This is a genomic window from Thalassotalea sp. PLHSN55, assembly GCF_052030545.1.
GTDB lineage: Bacteria > Pseudomonadota > Gammaproteobacteria > Enterobacterales > Alteromonadaceae > CANMXU01.
Genome location: NZ_JBPDIH010000002.1, coordinates 1 through 16,704, shown reverse-complemented (window position 1 = coordinate 16,704; position 16,704 = coordinate 1). Strand labels below are relative to the sequence as shown.

General features: G+C 39.9%; 12 protein-coding genes. 9 read left to right on the top strand and 3 right to left on the bottom strand.

Annotated features, from left to right (window positions below; all coding sequences use genetic code 11):
- The first annotated feature begins 106 nt into the window (after window positions 1–106).
- Window positions 107–1,420, top strand: a complete 1,314-nt coding sequence (locus tag ACRRSQ_RS03260) for a M20 metallopeptidase family protein (protein WP_440874270.1) — start codon at window positions 107–109, stop codon at window positions 1,418–1,420.
- Between the two features lie 71 nt (window positions 1,421–1,491).
- On the opposite strand, the gene ACRRSQ_RS03255 is transcribed toward ACRRSQ_RS03260, so the two are convergent.
- Window positions 1,492–2,949 (bottom strand): helix-turn-helix transcriptional regulator, encoded by a 1,458-nt coding sequence (locus tag ACRRSQ_RS03255; RefSeq protein ID WP_440874269.1) that lies wholly within the window; start codon window positions 2,947–2,949, stop codon window positions 1,492–1,494.
- Window positions 2,950–3,183: 234 nt separating this feature from the next.
- Between ACRRSQ_RS03255 and ACRRSQ_RS03250 the strand changes: the two genes are divergently transcribed.
- From ACRRSQ_RS03250 to ACRRSQ_RS03220, 7 genes are all read left to right on the top strand, one after another.
- Window positions 3,184–4,614: a sulfatase family protein gene (locus tag ACRRSQ_RS03250; RefSeq protein WP_440874268.1), complete on the top strand. Its 1,431-nt coding sequence runs from the start codon at window positions 3,184–3,186 to the stop codon at window positions 4,612–4,614.
- Window positions 4,614–6,059, top strand: a complete 1,446-nt coding sequence (locus ACRRSQ_RS03245; protein WP_440874267.1) for a sulfatase-like hydrolase/transferase — start codon at window positions 4,614–4,616, stop codon at window positions 6,057–6,059. Before ACRRSQ_RS03250 ends, ACRRSQ_RS03245 begins: the two co-directional genes overlap by 1 nt.
- 102 nt (window positions 6,060–6,161) lie before the next feature.
- On the top strand, window positions 6,162–7,631 hold the full coding sequence (locus tag ACRRSQ_RS03240; protein ID WP_440874266.1) for an arylsulfatase: 1,470 nt from the start codon (window positions 6,162–6,164) through the stop codon (window positions 7,629–7,631).
- Between the two features lie 16 nt (window positions 7,632–7,647).
- The gene (locus tag ACRRSQ_RS03235; protein WP_440874265.1) at window positions 7,648–9,180 is read left to right on the top strand and encodes a sulfatase family protein; all 1,533 of its coding nucleotides are present in this window, start codon (window positions 7,648–7,650) and stop codon (window positions 9,178–9,180) included.
- A gap of 120 nt (window positions 9,181–9,300) precedes the next feature.
- A complete protein-coding gene (locus ACRRSQ_RS03230) occupies window positions 9,301–10,653 on the top strand; it encodes a c-type cytochrome (RefSeq protein WP_440874264.1) in 1,353 nt (450 codons plus the stop codon).
- Window positions 10,654–10,658: 5 nt separating this feature from the next.
- Window positions 10,659–12,116, top strand: coding sequence for a DUF7133 domain-containing protein (locus ACRRSQ_RS03225; protein WP_440874263.1), 1,458 nt, complete (start codon window positions 10,659–10,661; stop codon window positions 12,114–12,116).
- 35 nt (window positions 12,117–12,151) lie between these two features.
- Entirely contained in the window at window positions 12,152–12,883 is a 732-nt protein-coding gene (locus ACRRSQ_RS03220) for a 3-keto-disaccharide hydrolase (protein WP_440874262.1), read from the top strand.
- Window positions 12,884–13,065: 182 nt separating this feature from the next.
- Here ACRRSQ_RS03220 and ACRRSQ_RS03215 read toward each other — a convergent pair whose 3' ends face one another.
- Window positions 13,066–13,650: a hypothetical protein gene (locus ACRRSQ_RS03215; protein ID WP_440874261.1), complete on the bottom strand. Its 585-nt coding sequence runs from the start codon at window positions 13,648–13,650 to the stop codon at window positions 13,066–13,068.
- Window positions 13,651–13,661: 11 nt separating this feature from the next.
- Window positions 13,662–15,788, bottom strand: a complete 2,127-nt coding sequence (locus ACRRSQ_RS03210; protein ID WP_440874260.1) for an LruC domain-containing protein — start codon at window positions 15,786–15,788, stop codon at window positions 13,662–13,664.
- A gap of 393 nt (window positions 15,789–16,181) precedes the next feature.
- On the opposite strand from ACRRSQ_RS03210, the gene ACRRSQ_RS03205 reads away from it, so the two are divergent.
- On the top strand, window positions 16,182–16,532 hold the full coding sequence (locus tag ACRRSQ_RS03205) for a RidA family protein (protein ID WP_440874259.1): 351 nt from the start codon (window positions 16,182–16,184) through the stop codon (window positions 16,530–16,532).
- Window positions 16,533–16,704: the final 172 nt, after the last annotated feature.

Below are 16,704 nucleotides of genomic sequence, written 5' to 3'. Positions count from 1 at the left end.
TGACGTACATCGTATTTTTATTGGCACCTATTAATTTTTTCGACATTTGTTAATTGCATCGACAGTGTTATATTCATTTACACTGTCTAATTAGTGGAGCCAAATTTTGCAACTACGTCCATTCATGTTAAGTGCTTTATTGAGCTATGTTTCTTTGTCTGTAAGTGCTAACGAAGTTAGCCAATCCATTGAAAATGAATTACCCAAAATAGAGAAAATCTATCACCATTTACACCAAAGCCCGGAATTATCAAAACTCGAATTTAATACCGCAAAATTTCTTGCTAAAGAATTGAGAAGCTATGGCTATGAGGTAACAGAAGGGCTTGCAAAAACCGGCGTTGTGGCAGTTTTGAAAAATGGTGATGGGCCGACTGTCATGTTAAGAGCTGATACCGACGCGTTACCTGTGCTAGAGCAAACCGGTTTAAGCTACGCTAGCACTGCAAAAACCGTTAATGAAGCCGGTAAAACGGTGGCGGTGATGCACGCTTGTGGTCACGATATGCACATGTCGGTATTGCTCGGCACCGCCAAACAAATGATCAAACATAAAACCAAATGGCAAGGCACATTAGTATTGGTTGCTCAGCCGGGTGAAGAAGTGGGTTATGGCGCAAAATTGATGCTTGCTGAAGGTTTGTTCGAACGTTTTCCGCTGCCAGATTATAACATTGCCATGCACGTTTCAGCAGATTTGCCCGCAGGCAAAGTCGGTTATGTGAAAGGTTATGCCATGGCCAATGTTGACTCGGTCGATGTACTGGTAAAAGGCATTGGCGGCCACGGCGCTTATCCGCATAAAACTAAAGACCCGGTGGTGATGGCGGCTGAAATTATTTTAAAACTGCAAACCATTGTTAGTCGTGAAATATCGCCATTAGAGTCAGCGGTAATAACCGTGGGTTCCATTCATGGCGGCACTAAACACAACATTATTAGCAATGAAGTGAAACTGCAGCTAACGGTGCGATCATACTCTGATGAATCACGTGATTTTCTGTTAAACCGTATTGAAGAAGTAAGCCACGGCGTTGCTAAAACCGCAGGCATGCCAGACGATTTATTACCACAAGTGGTGGTGAAAGAAGAATACACGCCGTCGGTGTATAACCAGCCAGACTTTACTGCACAAGTTATTGCTAACCTTGGCCAAGCCATAGGTGCAAACAATGTTGTTGAAGTTGCTCCGGTAATGGCGGGGGAAGATTTTTCTCGCTTTGGCCGAACCAAAGAAAAAATTCCTAGCACGCTGTTATGGCTAGGTGCGGTTAATGCAAAAACGTACCAACAAGCAAAAGCCAATCAGCAACGTTTACCGTCTTTGCATTCCGCAAAATTTGCTCCAGATGCTAAGCCAACACTGCTAACAGGCATTACGGGAATGACAGCTAATGCGATGGCGTTAATGAAGAAATAATAAAAAACACGAAAGTTTACGGCCTAGCAATAATCATAATAGATGTTGTGCTTCATTGAAGAGCTTATTGCTTAGTTAGTTTTAACATTTGTGTTTTCGCTTGCTTGTTGTTGATATTGTTTTGGGGTGACGCCCACTTTCTTTTTAAAGACCGTCGCAAAATAATTGGAGTCATTAAAGCCTGACTCAAAAGCAGACTCGGTTACGGTTTTAGAAAGCAGCAATAACTTAGCTTTTTCTATACGTACTTCGGCTAAGTATTGTTTGATCGTTTGGCTATGCACTCGTTTAAATACACGCATTATATGGGACTGACTAGCTGAAACCGCATGGGCAATTTCGGCAATGCTAATGTCATTAAAATAGTGCGCCAAAATGTAGGCTTTAATTGTGTCAGCTAATTCTTCATCAGCATTGGGTTGTGCGCTATTACGTATAGCCTCACATAAAAAGTAACATTCTTGGTTTAATAGTGCTTGCAACGCTTGTGGTGCTATGCAAGCATCTATTTCTGTGCCTTTTTTTGCTAATCTTTGGGTTAATTCTGAAGCATTTGCTCCCGCTAAAATGGCCACATCAACGAGCATAAATAAAACTTCGCGAGTGTGAAGAATAAGTTCGTTTTGTTGGTGCTGAGTAAACGCATGTAAATTTACATAAAGCTCATCTACTTTTACAGTGACAAGGCCTGTACTTGTTGTACGAACCACTTCAATAAGCGCTTCGCGCTCTCTGACTGGAAAGGCAATATTGTTGTTGGGTTGATAAAACTCGCCAAATGTATTGTTGTCACCTGACACATACTGTGCTTTTGCTAATGCTTGCTCATGTTTGTGATAAGCAGCTAATTGGCGTGTGTTTTTCTTAATGTCAGTGTAAACCAATCGTCCCCAAATCAAGGCGCAAAGGGCACAGCCAAGATTCATTAATACCCAAAAATTAAACATATGCCCAAGTAATAATGAAAAACATAACAGTAATACCCCATAAATTGTGAGTTTGGTTGTTCTATCGGGGTTGGTATTTAATAAATAACAACAAGGCAAAATTACAACAAAAATGAGAAACGAAACACTGCCTATAAAAGTGCCGGTGAGCGTAAAGAACTCTGACGGCGGAAAAACACTTATATTGGCATTGTGTTTGTTGGCGATAAAGCGTGTGGCTAAATAATAAACCGCCCAAATACTGGCAAGTGAATAAACTGCGCATGTACGCATTTTACTCAAAGGTTTTTTCGCTAAAATAAAAAGCCCAGTTAATAATGCGGGAAAGGCAACGGTAAATAACAGAATGTTTTTGAACGCAGTAAACCAATAAAAAAAGTACCTTGGCGTTGTTACTCTCACCAATGGACCACAAAGAAATAAAATAAAACAAGCAATAAAAATAGCAAAATAAAAATAAGGCTTACCAATGCGGTGCCGCACTAAGGTGAAATAAGTTAGCACCAAGACAAAAATATGTGCGGCAGTAAAAGGTAATATTGTGCCAATGAGTATATCTAACTCAATAAAATCAGGTGACATTACTATAATTAGTCCATTTTTGTTTTAATAAGTCTTTGAAAATAAATGTTATTTATTGATGAGTTTTATTTTAAAGGTAACAGGTGACTTTTTAAAGGTGCTGTATATGCACTCTTTGTACTATTGCTGCTGAATACTGTCAACGGATCTGTTTTCTTTCTTGATAAATAATGTTCGAGATAGGTTTCTATCTTAAATAGAGCCGCAATTACAAAACCTTAATGAGTGTGGGCAATGAAAAAGTTATCGGTGTTATTCGTGTGTAGTTTGATAGCAACTATGGCAAGTGCACATAGCAAAATTCAAAATGTTGTAGTTATTTTTACGGATGACCAAGGCTATGAAGATTTAAGTTCCTTTGGCTCCCAAAAAGCGTATACACCTAACATTGATAAAATGGCTGATGAAGGCATGAAGCTGACCAGCTTTTATGTTGCCTCTTCGGTATGTTCACCCTCGCGTGCGGCATTATTAACCGGCCGAATGCCCGTAAGAGCAGGCGTGCCAAAAGTTCTACTACCTGATTCAGACAACCGTAATGGTGCGGGTTTACCTAAAGGTGAAATTACGATTGCTGAATTACTTAAGCAAAAGCATTATGCCACGGCACTTATTGGTAAATGGCACTTAGGGCGTGAAAAAGGTTATTTACCCTTAGATCAAGGTTTTGACTATTACTACGGTTTACCGTACAGCAACAATATGTCAATTACCCAAGGGCTTGATGTTTCTTCAGATATTGTTTTTAACCAAGGCTACAACCACGTAAAAATGGATAAAGACATTCAGCAACTTGAAAAAAAATTAACCAAAACTTTGAAAAATAAACCTCCTTTAATGCGTGGTTATGACATTATAGAATACCCGACCGACCAAACAACTTTAACAGAACGCTACACTCACGAAGCGGTTTCTTTTATTAAGCAAAATAAAGACAAACCTTTCTTTTTATACTTCGCCCATAGCTTTCCACATGTCCCTATTTTTGCCGGTGAAAAGTTTAAAGGTTCAAGTAAAGGCGGTCCTTTTTACGATGCGGTGCAGGAAATAGACTGGAGTGTTGGTGAGGTAATGAAAACCTTAAAAGCACAAGGCTTAGACAAAAATACCTTAGTGATTTTTACCTCAGACAATGGCCCAAACAGTAAAGGATCAGCTAAGCCGTTAAAGGGCCGTAAATTTAACACTTATGAAGGTGGTGTAAGGGTGCCTGCGGTAATATGGGCGCCATCTGAAATTAAAGCTGGTACGGTAACCAATGAAATTGTGTCTGCACTCGACTTATTTCCCACCATTGCCAACTATGCAGGTATTGCTATGCCTGAAGATCGTATTTATGACGGTATGGATCTTTCTTCTTTTTTAAATGGCAGCGTCGATAAATCGCCTCGTAACGAAGTTTTTTATTACTCAGCTAATACCGAAACCATCGACGGTGTAAGGCAAGGCGATTGGAAGTTTTTGTACAATGGTTATCACGTAAGAAAGCCTGAACGGGCAAAAGGTGATGATTTAGTCGATAAACTTTATAACTTAGCGACAGACGTAGGTGAGCAAAAGAACTTAATAACTAAATACCCCGAAAAAGCCAAAACATTAATACAACGTATGAATACGTTTGACGCAGCCTTAAAGCAAGATGTTAATAGCAGTAAGCTCGACTAATGATTTCATTTAAATTTTTACTTAGTTTAGCGATGACAACTTTATATTTAAGTCTGCCGGTGTTTGCTCAACAAAAACCCAATATTGTTTTGATTATGACCGACGATGTCAGTTGGGAAGCGTTTGAAAGTTATGGTTCAACAGAGTATCTCACGCCTAACTTGTCGCAATTAGCAGCAAAAGGCGTGCAATTTCAACATGCATATTCAACCCCTATTTGCACAACGTCACGTGTGATGCTCATGACCGGTAAGCAAAATTTTAGGAATTATACCCATTTTGGCTATTTAAACCCTGATGAGAAAACCTTCGGTAATTTAATGCAAAACGCAGGCTATAAAACAGCGATTGCCGGCAAATGGCAGCTTAACGGTATAACAAGTGGTGATACCTTTGCTGATAGATATGATGAAAAACGTCCGCACAAAGCAGGTTTTGACGAGTATGCCTTATGGCAATTAGTTGTCGACAAAGTGTCGCCTAAAGGCAATAACATTAAAGAAGCGACAGAGCGGTTTTGGAGTCCCGTACTTGAAATTAACAGTAAAATAACTACCGCAGAAGATAATGCTGGTTTATACGGGCCAGACATTATGTCTGAATTTTTGCTTAACTTTATCGATAAGTATCAAAATGAACCGTTTTTTATTTATTACCCAATGGTACTAGTGCATGCGCCATTTGTGCCTACGCCAGATACTATAGGCAATGGTGACCGCAGCCAAGCTGCAAATAAAATCAGTAAAGACAGAGCTGAAAATAAAAAAAACTTTCAAGCTATGGTGGCTTATACCGACAAAATTGTTGGTAAAATCGTTCAAAAACTTGAAGACATCAACCAACTTAATAATACCTTAATTTTATTTACTTCTGATAACGGCACATCAAGTGGTATCACTTCAACTTGGCAAGGGCAGAAAATTCGCGGCGGTAAAGGGCGCATGCTTGATATGGGCACTCATGTACCGTTAATTGCTTATTGGCAAGGTAAAACCGCGAAAGGCGTTAAAAATAATGATTTAATCGACTTTACTGACTTCTACCCAACCATTGCTGAAGCCGCGGGCATTACTTTAGGTAACAGTGACCCAAAAGACGGCCGTAGCTTTCTACCGCAATTATTTGGGAAAAAAGGTAACCCACGTAAAACACTGTATTCACATTACCAACCTTATAAAGGTACTAACAAAAAAGTAACCAAAGGCGGAATTTTTGCACGTACGCAAGATTATAAGCTTTATTCGTCAGGAAAATTAGTCAATGTCTCAAACGACTTAATTGAGAAAAAAGACCTCGCTAAGTTGAATACACCTGAATTAATACAAGTGACAAAACAACTTGAAGCGGTGTTGCAGCAGCTACCGGCTTTACCTAAAAATGGCAAAGCGCAATCAATGGAAGCTCGAATACTCCACCCTAAATGGCAACAGATACAAGTTGATTAAGCCTGCCGAAATTGTTGAAAAATGTGGACGTAAATAACAATGAATCAGAAAGTTACACAACCAGTTAAACTACTATTAACTGGCCTACTAGTTACTCTAGTTATGCTATCAAACCTAGTGCAAGCTAAAGATAAACGGCCTAATATTATTATTATTTTAGCCGATGATATGGGCTATTCAGACCTTGGTGCCTTCGGCAGTGAAATAGATACGCCCAATTTAGATGAACTTGCCCAAGGCGGCTTGCGCTTTAGCGAGTTTTATAACTCTGGCCGTTGTTGGCCAACACGTGCGGCGTTAATTACGGGTCGTTACAGTGAAGCTATTACGCCACAGCAAACGTCAATCGCTAAGGTACTTAAGTCGGCTGGTTATCAAACCGGTATGGTGGGAAAGTGGCATTTATCGAAAAAACCGGCAAGCGCCTTATCACCTACTGGCCAAGGTTTTGAACATTATTATGGCACTATGGGCGGCGCGGGGTCATTTTATGAACCGCCATTTTTAACACGTGATAAACAGTTTATTGCTCAACCGAACGGAGATTATTATTACACGTCCAAAATGGACGAAGAAGCCAATAGGCAAATTGAAAAATTTGCACAGTCAGAGAAACCTTTCTTTCAATACTTAGCGTATACCGCACCACACTGGCCACTGCATGCACCTGAAGGCGTTATTCAAAAGTATTTGCAAACATATCAAGTGGGGTGGGATCAACTTCGTCAGGAGCGCTACGAACGCATGATAAAAATGGGGGTTATTGACAAAAATAAGGTGCCACTGCCAAAGAAGGAGCCAGGTGTCGTTGACTGGAAAAACATTGACCATAAAAATTGGCGCGCTCGTAATATGGCGGTTTATGCTGCGATGGTTGACGAAATGGACCAATCAATTGGGCGTGTGGTTGAAACATTAAAACGTACCAGTGAATTTGAAAATACGCTCATTGTATTTCTTAGTGACAACGGTGCAGCAAATAAAGTTATTAACCAATTTAATGGCAAAGAAGGTTTAGATTTCACTCAACAAATTGGTGGTAAAAACAGTTGGGGCAGTGTTGGACCTAATTGGGCCAATTTACAAAATACGCCGTTAAGGCGTTATAAAAATAATACCTATAATGGCGGTTCAATGACACCAGCCATAATGCATTGGCCAGAAGGCATTAAAGTAAAGCCTGGTACGATAATCAAGCAACGCGGTCATGTGGTTGATATGTTGGCGACTGCAGCTGAATTAGCTGAAGCGACATATCCAAGACAAGAAAACGGTAGAAAAATCTTACCAAACGAAGGGATCAGCCTGACTCCTATTTTATACGGACAAAAAGTTAACCGTGAACATGACTACTTTTTACAACGGCCTAATAAATCGTTTGCTTTAGTTTCGGGTGATCACAAAATAGTAAAAGAAGGTAAAAGGCCATGGGCACTATATAACTTAAAAAATGACTTATCTGAAACTAATGATTTAGCTGCTAAATACCCAAAATTAACTGCTGACATGGTCAAGCGCTTCAACGACAAAAAATGGTTACATCCACGTCCTAAAAACTTTAAAGATCTGTAAGTTAACGGTGATAAAAATGAACAATATGACAACTATTCAACAACTCGTGTGTTTTGCACTCGTTTCAATGATATCGATACAAGCCTTTGCCAGTGATAACAAGCAACCGAATATTCTTTTTGCCATAGCTGATGATATGTCGCACGCCAGTGCTTATGGCTATAAGTTTGTAAATACTCCCAACTTAGACCAACTAGCTAAGCAAGGGTTACTTTTTAAAAATATGTTTACGCCTAGCAGCAAATGCTCTTCATCAAGAGCGGTTGTTATTACGGGGCGCAATCCTTGGCAATTAGAAGTCGCCGCGAATCATTCACCTAATTGGCCTAAAAAATTTAAAAGTTTCGTGCAAGTATTAGCTAAAAATGGCTATCACACTGGGTTTACCGGCAAAGGCTGGGGGCCTGGTAATACACACGGTATTTTATTAACAGGCAAAGAATATAACCACATTAAGCGAACTAAAAAGCCTGCTGCGGCAGGAATTAATAAACTCGATTACACTGAAAATTTTAAGGCCTTTTATCAAGACAAACCAAAAAACGAACCTTTCTTTTTTTGGTTTGGTTCAAAAGAGCCACACCGAAGTTACGAATTTAAATCGGGTGTAAAAAACGGTAAAAGCTTTGCCGATTTAGATTTTCTGCCGACGTTTTGGGGAAATTCTGAACAGGTAAAGCACGACATTCTCGATTATTCTATCGAAGTTGAAGATTACGATACTAAGCTAGGTGAAATTCTTCAATACCTTGAAAGTAAAGGTGAACTTGGAAATACCTTAGTGGTTGTGACTTCGGATAACGGCATGCCTTTTCCTCGTTATAAAGGTCACCCATTTGACTTTTCCACGCGTGTGCCTTTTGTGGTTAGCTGGCCAAACAATATTGTTGCCCCTGGTCGTGCCGTAACAAGCTTTACCAGTTTTACTGATATTGCGCCGACCATGCTTGAAGTTGCGCAGATCAAACAAAATGATATGCAGCCTATTGAAGGAAAAAGCTTAGTAAGTATTTTCAATAATAAAAACGCCAATACCCGCAACAGCGTCGTAACTGGCAGAGAAAGAAACGACCCTTCGCGTCCAAATGGTTGGGGGTATCCAGTACGTAGCATTCATACAGAAAACTACGTATACACCTATAATTTCGAAGAAAATCGTTGGCCAAGTGGTACACCTGATGCGGATTATCGCGATACTGACCATAGCCCGACAAAATACATCACTAAAAACAGCGAACAAGACGGTTTAATTTTTCAAGCCAATTACGGCAAAAGACCGCAACAAGAGCTATACGATTTAAAAAAAGACCCAGAGTGTTTAACGAACTTAGCCAATAAACCCGCTTTTAAACAAATTCAAGCAAAGTTACATGATGAGTTATTTGCTGAACTTACCAAACAAGCGGATCCTAGAATGTTTGGTCAGGGGGACGTTTTCGACCAATACGAAGGAGAAGCTCGAGCGAAAAAATATCACCTTTTAGTCGAAATTGCAGAAAAAGGTAGTTATGAATGGAAAGCGGTTAAACACATGAAAAAGAAAAAATAAAGTCGACGCTTTCAATGTTGGCTATCGCATTGCGCATTGCTGATGGTTTGCCATTAGGGTGCGCTTTTTAGGTTAGGTGTATGGTTATTAATAGAGAAAATTAATTTATGAGAGCTATTTATGAAAAGAACTAAGTGTTTGATTGGCTATGTTTTATGGGGAGTGTCGCTGCTTGGTGGATACGCTTTTGCGGCTGAAATTGATGATGAAGTCAAAAACATGATAACCGAACCGACCGAGACGACAGCAGGTCAAACACTATTTGAGTCGGTATGTGCGTCTTGTCACAATAAAGACTTAAGCGGTGCAACCGGATTTAATTTGAAAGATGGCGAATGGATACATGGTAGCGAGCCAAGCGATATAGTTAATAATATTAAACAGGGATTTGTGCAAGCCGGTATGCCCGGTTTTGGGGCTGTTTATAACGATCAGCAAATAAAACAGATCACTGCTTATATTTTGTCAAAACGAGAGGGGTGGCAAAACTTAACCTACGAACTTTATCAATTAGACCCAAACGGTACCTTTGACTTCGAGCAGCTAAAAGGCAAAAAGCCAATTAAAACCGGTGTGCTCTCTAAAAATGTTGCTGACTATCAAATTCCTGAAATTAAAGACTATGCGATTATTTTTAAAGGCGATTTTTACGCCCCAAAAAATAGTAAAAGTTACTTGTCAACGCAAAACCCACCATACGTTTATCTCGATGTGTCGATTAACTCCAAGCCATATGAGCGCTTAAAACAACGTGTTGCTTTGTTAAAAGGTAAACAAACCTTAGAAATACGCATGATGACACTTAGCCGTTTAATTTTAAAAAAGCATAAGAATGCACCAAGAACTAACGTGTCTTTAATGGTTACAGGCGATAAAGATCGTAAGTATTTTGGCGTATCTACTCGCGGTGTTAATAATATGAATGCGAACCAGCTTAATATTAGCGCTGACAAAATACCGGTTGTACAACGCAAACGCGTATTAGACCTTCCGCCATTTTCGATTGTGGTGGGGTTACCAGAAAAAATTAATTACGCTTTCAACCCTAAAGACTGTTCTATTTCGGGGGCATGGACTGGCGAGTTACTCAATATTGGACCTAATGTAAAAAACCGAGGTAGTGACAATAGCTTAATTTTAGGCCAATGGGTTTTCCATGCTCCTGACTCTATTGCGCCTGAAGCTAGCACGTGTCGTTTTGATGAATACTCTCGTTTAGGTAACCCGCGGTTTTTCTTTACTCTTGATACGGTTAAGTACAGTGTTGAAGCAAGTGTGATAAACAGTAATTCGTTTAATTTAGTATATCAAGTTATTGAAAATCCGAATAATGTAGCATCAATTAGCTTTGCACTGCCTAAAAAAGCGAGTCAACAAATCAGCTCGGCGCAAGCACGCCGTGTTAACGACAAGCTTTATTTTAACCTTGAAGAAAACCAGCGTTTTAGCATAAAAATTAACGGTAAAGGGTGATCACTATGCGTAGTATTCTTAAATATAGTTTTTTATATAGCGCACTTTTAACAAGTGTTCATTCCTTGGCGGCTCTAAAAGAGGTAACGTCATCTGGTTATATTATTGAAACCATTAAAACACCTAAAAAAGTTGAAATGCAAATAGCCGGATTAGACACAGATAAACAAGGTAACGTTTACGTTGCAACACGTTTTGGTGATGTTTGGCGATATCATGACAAAACTAAGCGTTGGTCAAAGTTTGCTGACGGTTTACATGAACCGGCAGGGTTAATGTGCGATGACGATGGCTCTATTATTGTCACCCAAAAACCTGAACTAACGCGTTTAATTGACAGTAATAATGACGGCATTGCCGACCGTTATATTAACTTGGCCAACAATTGGAAATTTCACAATAATTACCATGAATTTCATTTTGGTCCTGTAAAAGATAAAGCGGGAAATTATTATGGCACCTTAAATTTAAGCCATGGCGACCCAGATGCTTTTAAGCTTAATACCAATATGGGCAGTAGCGGTGGCTATCGTGGCTGGGCTTATAAAGTAACCCCTACTGGCGAGTTTATACCGTTCGCTAGTGGTTTGCGCTCTCCAGCTGGAATTGGCATTAACGCACAAGATGAAGTGTTTTTTACTGATAACCAAGGAGATTGGGTCGGCACCTCAAAATTACACTTATTAGAAAAAGATAAATTTTATGGTCACCCGGTGTCGTTAATTGAACACCCTGATTATGGACCCGAAAAAGTACGCGCGTTAACAGTTAACGACTTTGATAACATTCGTACTAAACCTAATTTATGGTTTCCACATAACGAAATAGCCAACTCACCGGGTAACCCTGAATGGGACGTTAGCGAAGGTAAATTTGGCCCTTTTTCTGGACAAATATTTATCGGTGACCAAACGCAGTCGAATGTTTCACGTGCGATGCTCGAAAAAGTACAAGGTCAATATCAAGGTGCTGTTATTGAATTTGCTAGTGGTTTGCAAAGTGGCAATATTCGCGTGAATTTTGATGAACAAGGACAACTGTGGGTAGGACAAACTTCACGCGGTTGGAATGCGCGCGGCAGTAAACCTTTTGGGTTGCAGAAAATTGTTTGGCAGGGCGACGCAAAGCCATTTGAACTTGTGGATATGAAATTAACCCAAACTGGTTTTAAGCTTCGCTTTACTGACGTTATAGACGAGGCAACAGTAAAAGCGATGAATATTAAAGTCAGCGAATGGCATTATCATTACCATCAAACTTATGGCTCGCCTAAAGTTAATGAAAAAACACTTAAACCAGAAAATATTCAATTATCAAAAGACCAAAAAACCATCGAATTTTCAATGCCGTTAACAACTGACAAAGTTGTGATGGTTGATTTTTCTGGCATTGAAGGAAAGCATAACAATGGGCCAGCTTTCACTAAAGTTTATTACACATTAAATAAACGGTTAGCAAAGTAGATTCGTATTAAGTTAGATAAAATAAAGGCAATATAATGAATAAGAACAAATTAACTTGTATTGGCATATTTTTATTGCCGTTATTTGCATCTGAGGCTTTTTCAAAAGAAAAACATCAAGAGACTGAAATTTGGCACCCGGTACCTAAAAAAGTCATTCCGACGGCTATTCCGTCGGATGCAAAAGTACTCTTTGATGGCACGACTATCGCACAATGGGTTAATGCCAAGGGGGAGCCTGCACGCTGGAAAATAAAAGCGGGGGAGTTATTGGCAACTAAAACCGACAAAATAATTTATTCGAAAGATAAGTTTTGTGACATGCAAATGCATGTTGAATGGCGCACACCTAAAATAGATCCTTCTAGGGAGGGGCAAAAACGGGGCAATAGTGGCATAAAAATTCAAAAATTTTATGAGGTACAAATTCTAGACTCTAACACTAGTCGCACCTATGTTAATGGCCAGGCGGCATCTGTTTATAAACAGTATGCTCCATTAGTTAATGTAACTTTGCCCCCGCAAGAATGGCAAAGCTACGATATATTTTACAAGGCGCCAACATTTGATAGTAACGGAAATTATATAACTAAAGGTCGTTTAACTTTGCTACACAATGGCGTACTTGTGCAAAATAATGTTGAAATTCAAGGTTCAACGGCTTTTGTTGGCCCACCTTTACACAAGGTTCACGGCTGTGAACCTGTTGGTTTGCAGTTTCACGGTAGTCCGGTAGGGTTTAGAAATATTTGGGTTCGCGCTTTGTAGCAAGTTAGATTGTCTGAGGAATACTTCCCGGATAACAGGGGGTAAGGTTAGGGTAATAGCCGTTGATGTTACTTTGGTTGTATGTTTAAGAGTGCTTTAAAATAACCGGTAACTAATTATCTGCTATCCCTAACTTTTTAAGGTTAATCGTTGTAACGTCCATGTCGTTATTGAATCCATACTTAATTAACGTGGAACGTTTTTTCCTCGTTGACGCCATTGGTATTTTCCCAAGTTTCATACCGTGGCGTGTTTACATCATCTAAATACCAAATCGCCATTACTAGCTTATCTTTATCATTAGCAACCGTTAAGGTTTTACTAAAATCGCCGCTAATGGGGGCGCGTAATAAACAACTGTTGTAATTGACATAAATACCATCACTGCCTTGTGAAAACTCAGTGCAAACCGATAAATACGCTTGGCGGTTAGCATCGTTTTGATAGCTAATTTCCAGCTGATACTCTTGCGCAATTAAAAAAGATTTTGCCGCGACAAGTTCTGCAGTGCTTTCATAAACAGCATTAGGATCTGGTAATTCTTCATCACTCGTATTCGGCGTATTATCTGGCGCTGGATCTGGTGTTGGCATAGGATCAGGCGTAGTAACCGGCGCGGGTGTTGGCGCTTGCGTAGTTGCTGATGCTGAACTGCTGCTTTCACCACCTCCGCCGCCACCACAAGCGCTAATTGATAAACAACATAGGGTGATAATGACAGGTTTCGTAAATACTGCTCTGATAGAGAGTCGTTGAGTAAATTTCATGATTTTTCCCCTTAGTGCTTAAATACGTTGTTGGTATTGCTGTTTTCTACCGTAAACCAGTTAATGTTTAACTCGCCTGATGAGGTAACAAAACTATGGAAATTTGGATAAGCATATTTAATGTCCATGTACTCAAGCGGATGTTGCCACTCGTATGGAATGTTAATTGCCCAAGGCATGCCGTTTTCATTAAGGTAATAATTACCCTGTGCTGGAATAGAAGCATCGTCGCCACGTTCAAAAAAGTTTGCTTGAAACGCTTCGGTTGGCGCTTGGTTTTTTAAGTGAATTTCAAATCGACGCCCCGGTGCTTCACCAAATAAGTAATTTCGCTGATGACCGCTTGAAGCGAAAATAAACGGATCGTAAGGAAAGTCGGCAACTGCGGCTTTGCTGACATTAGCCTCAAGTGGTATTTCTAATGAAAAAGTCATTTGAATATTTGACCCACAACCGGCTTCCGTGCGGTAGTATTTACAGTCTTCACCTGGGGTGACAAAGTCCCATAAATCGTCAGCGATGATCAAAATGGCTTCGTTTTTATCTGCCTCTAATGGCAATTCATTTTGTTTAACGCCATTAATGTGAAAACTCGCTCGGCCAGTATCGACTTCATCGCGCAATAACCCCGGTATACGAAACGCAAAACCGTTGTGATATGAAGCGCCAATAGCCACTATTTCACCTTCAATTTTAACGCGCATTAAATTACCATCAGCTTCATACGATGAAAGGCGATAGCGCACCACCACATCATTCATGTCGTAATCGCCAACCAATGGCCAATTATCTTCAAACGCTAGCGTTGCCCAGCCATCAGCCGACGGGTAATGAGTGGCGGTAACATCTTGCTCGGCGATATCAATTTTGTAATCTTCTACTTCACCGTCTGCAACACCACCTACTGCGGTTAACGACTCTTGCGAGCTTAATCTAAAACGGGTCCATGTTGAGCCCGGTTCGCTCCAAGTAGGTACATCGTAAGCGATAATATTACTGCCAGCATTTACGGCCTCTGCGGTAATAATTTGCTCGTCGGTGTCAAACTCACCGTCTTTGTCTGAATCAAGCCACGCATTCACAAAACCATTGGCTGAGGCAGTAATATCAACAATGGCGGTTTTACCGGCTTCAATTCCGGTAACAAATTGAATACCGTCGTTATCATTTACTTCGGTGCCATTATCGGCATAAGCATTGGGTTCGCTGACAACGCTTTCACCTAAGAATAATGTGCCATCGCCAACATCGTGACGTGCACCATTATTATTAATACTTGAACCGTATGAATCGGGCGCATCGCCAAAATCTGTGGTGGGCGCATCTTGTGAAACAATGGGGGCGAGGGCACAGCGCGCACCATCGTTATTACTTGATGACGGGCCATAGGCAAAAAATTCAGCTACCGGATAATCCCAGTTGGTATTGACCCTGAAAATATGGCCGTCGCCATTTCGGCTGATATATAAATTACCCGTTACGTCAAAATAGACCGCGCCAAAAGTGCCTGCTTCACCAACATTACTGAGTTTTTCTGAGGTGCCGGCTTGCACGTCGATTTTCCAAAGGTTGCCCCAACGATCAACAGCGTAAGCAAAACCGTTATCAGGATGAAAAGCTAAATCGTAAATAGCATGATTTAAGCTTGAACCATTTACGATCTTTTTCATGGCTAAATAGTCGTCGCTGTTTTCATCGAGTGATATGCGATACAAACCAAGAGCGCTGCCCGGACGATACAGGTAATAAGCATTTTCAGTGACTGAAATATCGCCCACATAAAAGCCCTTGTCAGGCATGTTGGCTATGGTGATAGGCGTAACTTCATGATTGGCGTTAATACGCACTATGGTGCCGTAGTAATAGTTGAATGCATACAAGTAGTTGTCGTGCACACTAAAGGCTAAAGCATTCATTTTTTCTTGGCCCCAATCAACCGGCGAGGTTTTTTCATAAAAGCCTGTGGCAAGCTGAACCCCGTAAAGGTTGGCTAATTTATCTTGTATTAAAAAAGCTTCGGTTGGGCATTGCGTAAATGGTTCGGCTTTTATCCCATTACTTGCTAAAACAAGGCTACTTAAACCTAAAGTTAGTGCCACGGTTTTAACGGCTTTATTCTTGGTTGTATATTTCATCATGAACTTTTATCCCTACTTCGCGTTAAGTCTTACCTTGAGATAGCGATAACCGTGCCAAAATATAAAACCATTAATTAACAAATGGTTATTTTTGTTTTAGGTTTTTAGAGGGATTTTAAATACAGGCATTTTTGCGAACTGAAAATGCAAAATGCAAAACGAGAAAGTGAAAACTTATCTCTTTATTTCATTAGCTTCAGGTTTGAGCGCATAAAAGCAGGAAACTTTCCGCATTTCTACAAAATATAGAATGAAGCGATTTTAACTTGTTGAAGGTATTAGTTAAATATCGTAAGGTGCTAATTATTAATAAAGTTAAAGAAGGAAATATTCCCTGTTTAAACAAGGATTATTTCCTGTTAAAAGAGCTGTTAGCAGTACAAGGTAGTATCGATGATCGAGAGAAAGCGTGGAATTTACGATGGGCGCAATAAGTCATCCACATATAAAGATTTAGTTTGGACAGTTGCAACTTCTTCTGACACGTCAGTAGGAATTGAGCAACAAACCCAATTAACCCTCGAAACCATACAAAATAATTTGCTCGAACTAGGCTCTGACAAAACTCAAATTGTTTCAGCTCAAGTTTATATTGCCAATATGGCTGATAAGCCTATTATGGATTCTGTTTGGAAAAATTGGTTAGGTACTAATCCGGAACATTGGCCGCAAAGAGCATGTTTAGGTGTTGCCCTCGAGGGACAAGTTTTAATCGAAGTAACGGTAACAGCAGTTCGTAGTTAAAGTACTGCTAACAAGCAATTAAACAGGGACAAAAAACAGTTGGCTTTTGCTCCTTCGTCGCTATTTTAGCCAACAATTTTTTTCCCATTAATGTGGGCGTTAGGTATTTAGGAGAGTTCGTGAAGTACGGAATACTATTTTTTATCCTCATAAATGTTTTTGTTTTTTATCC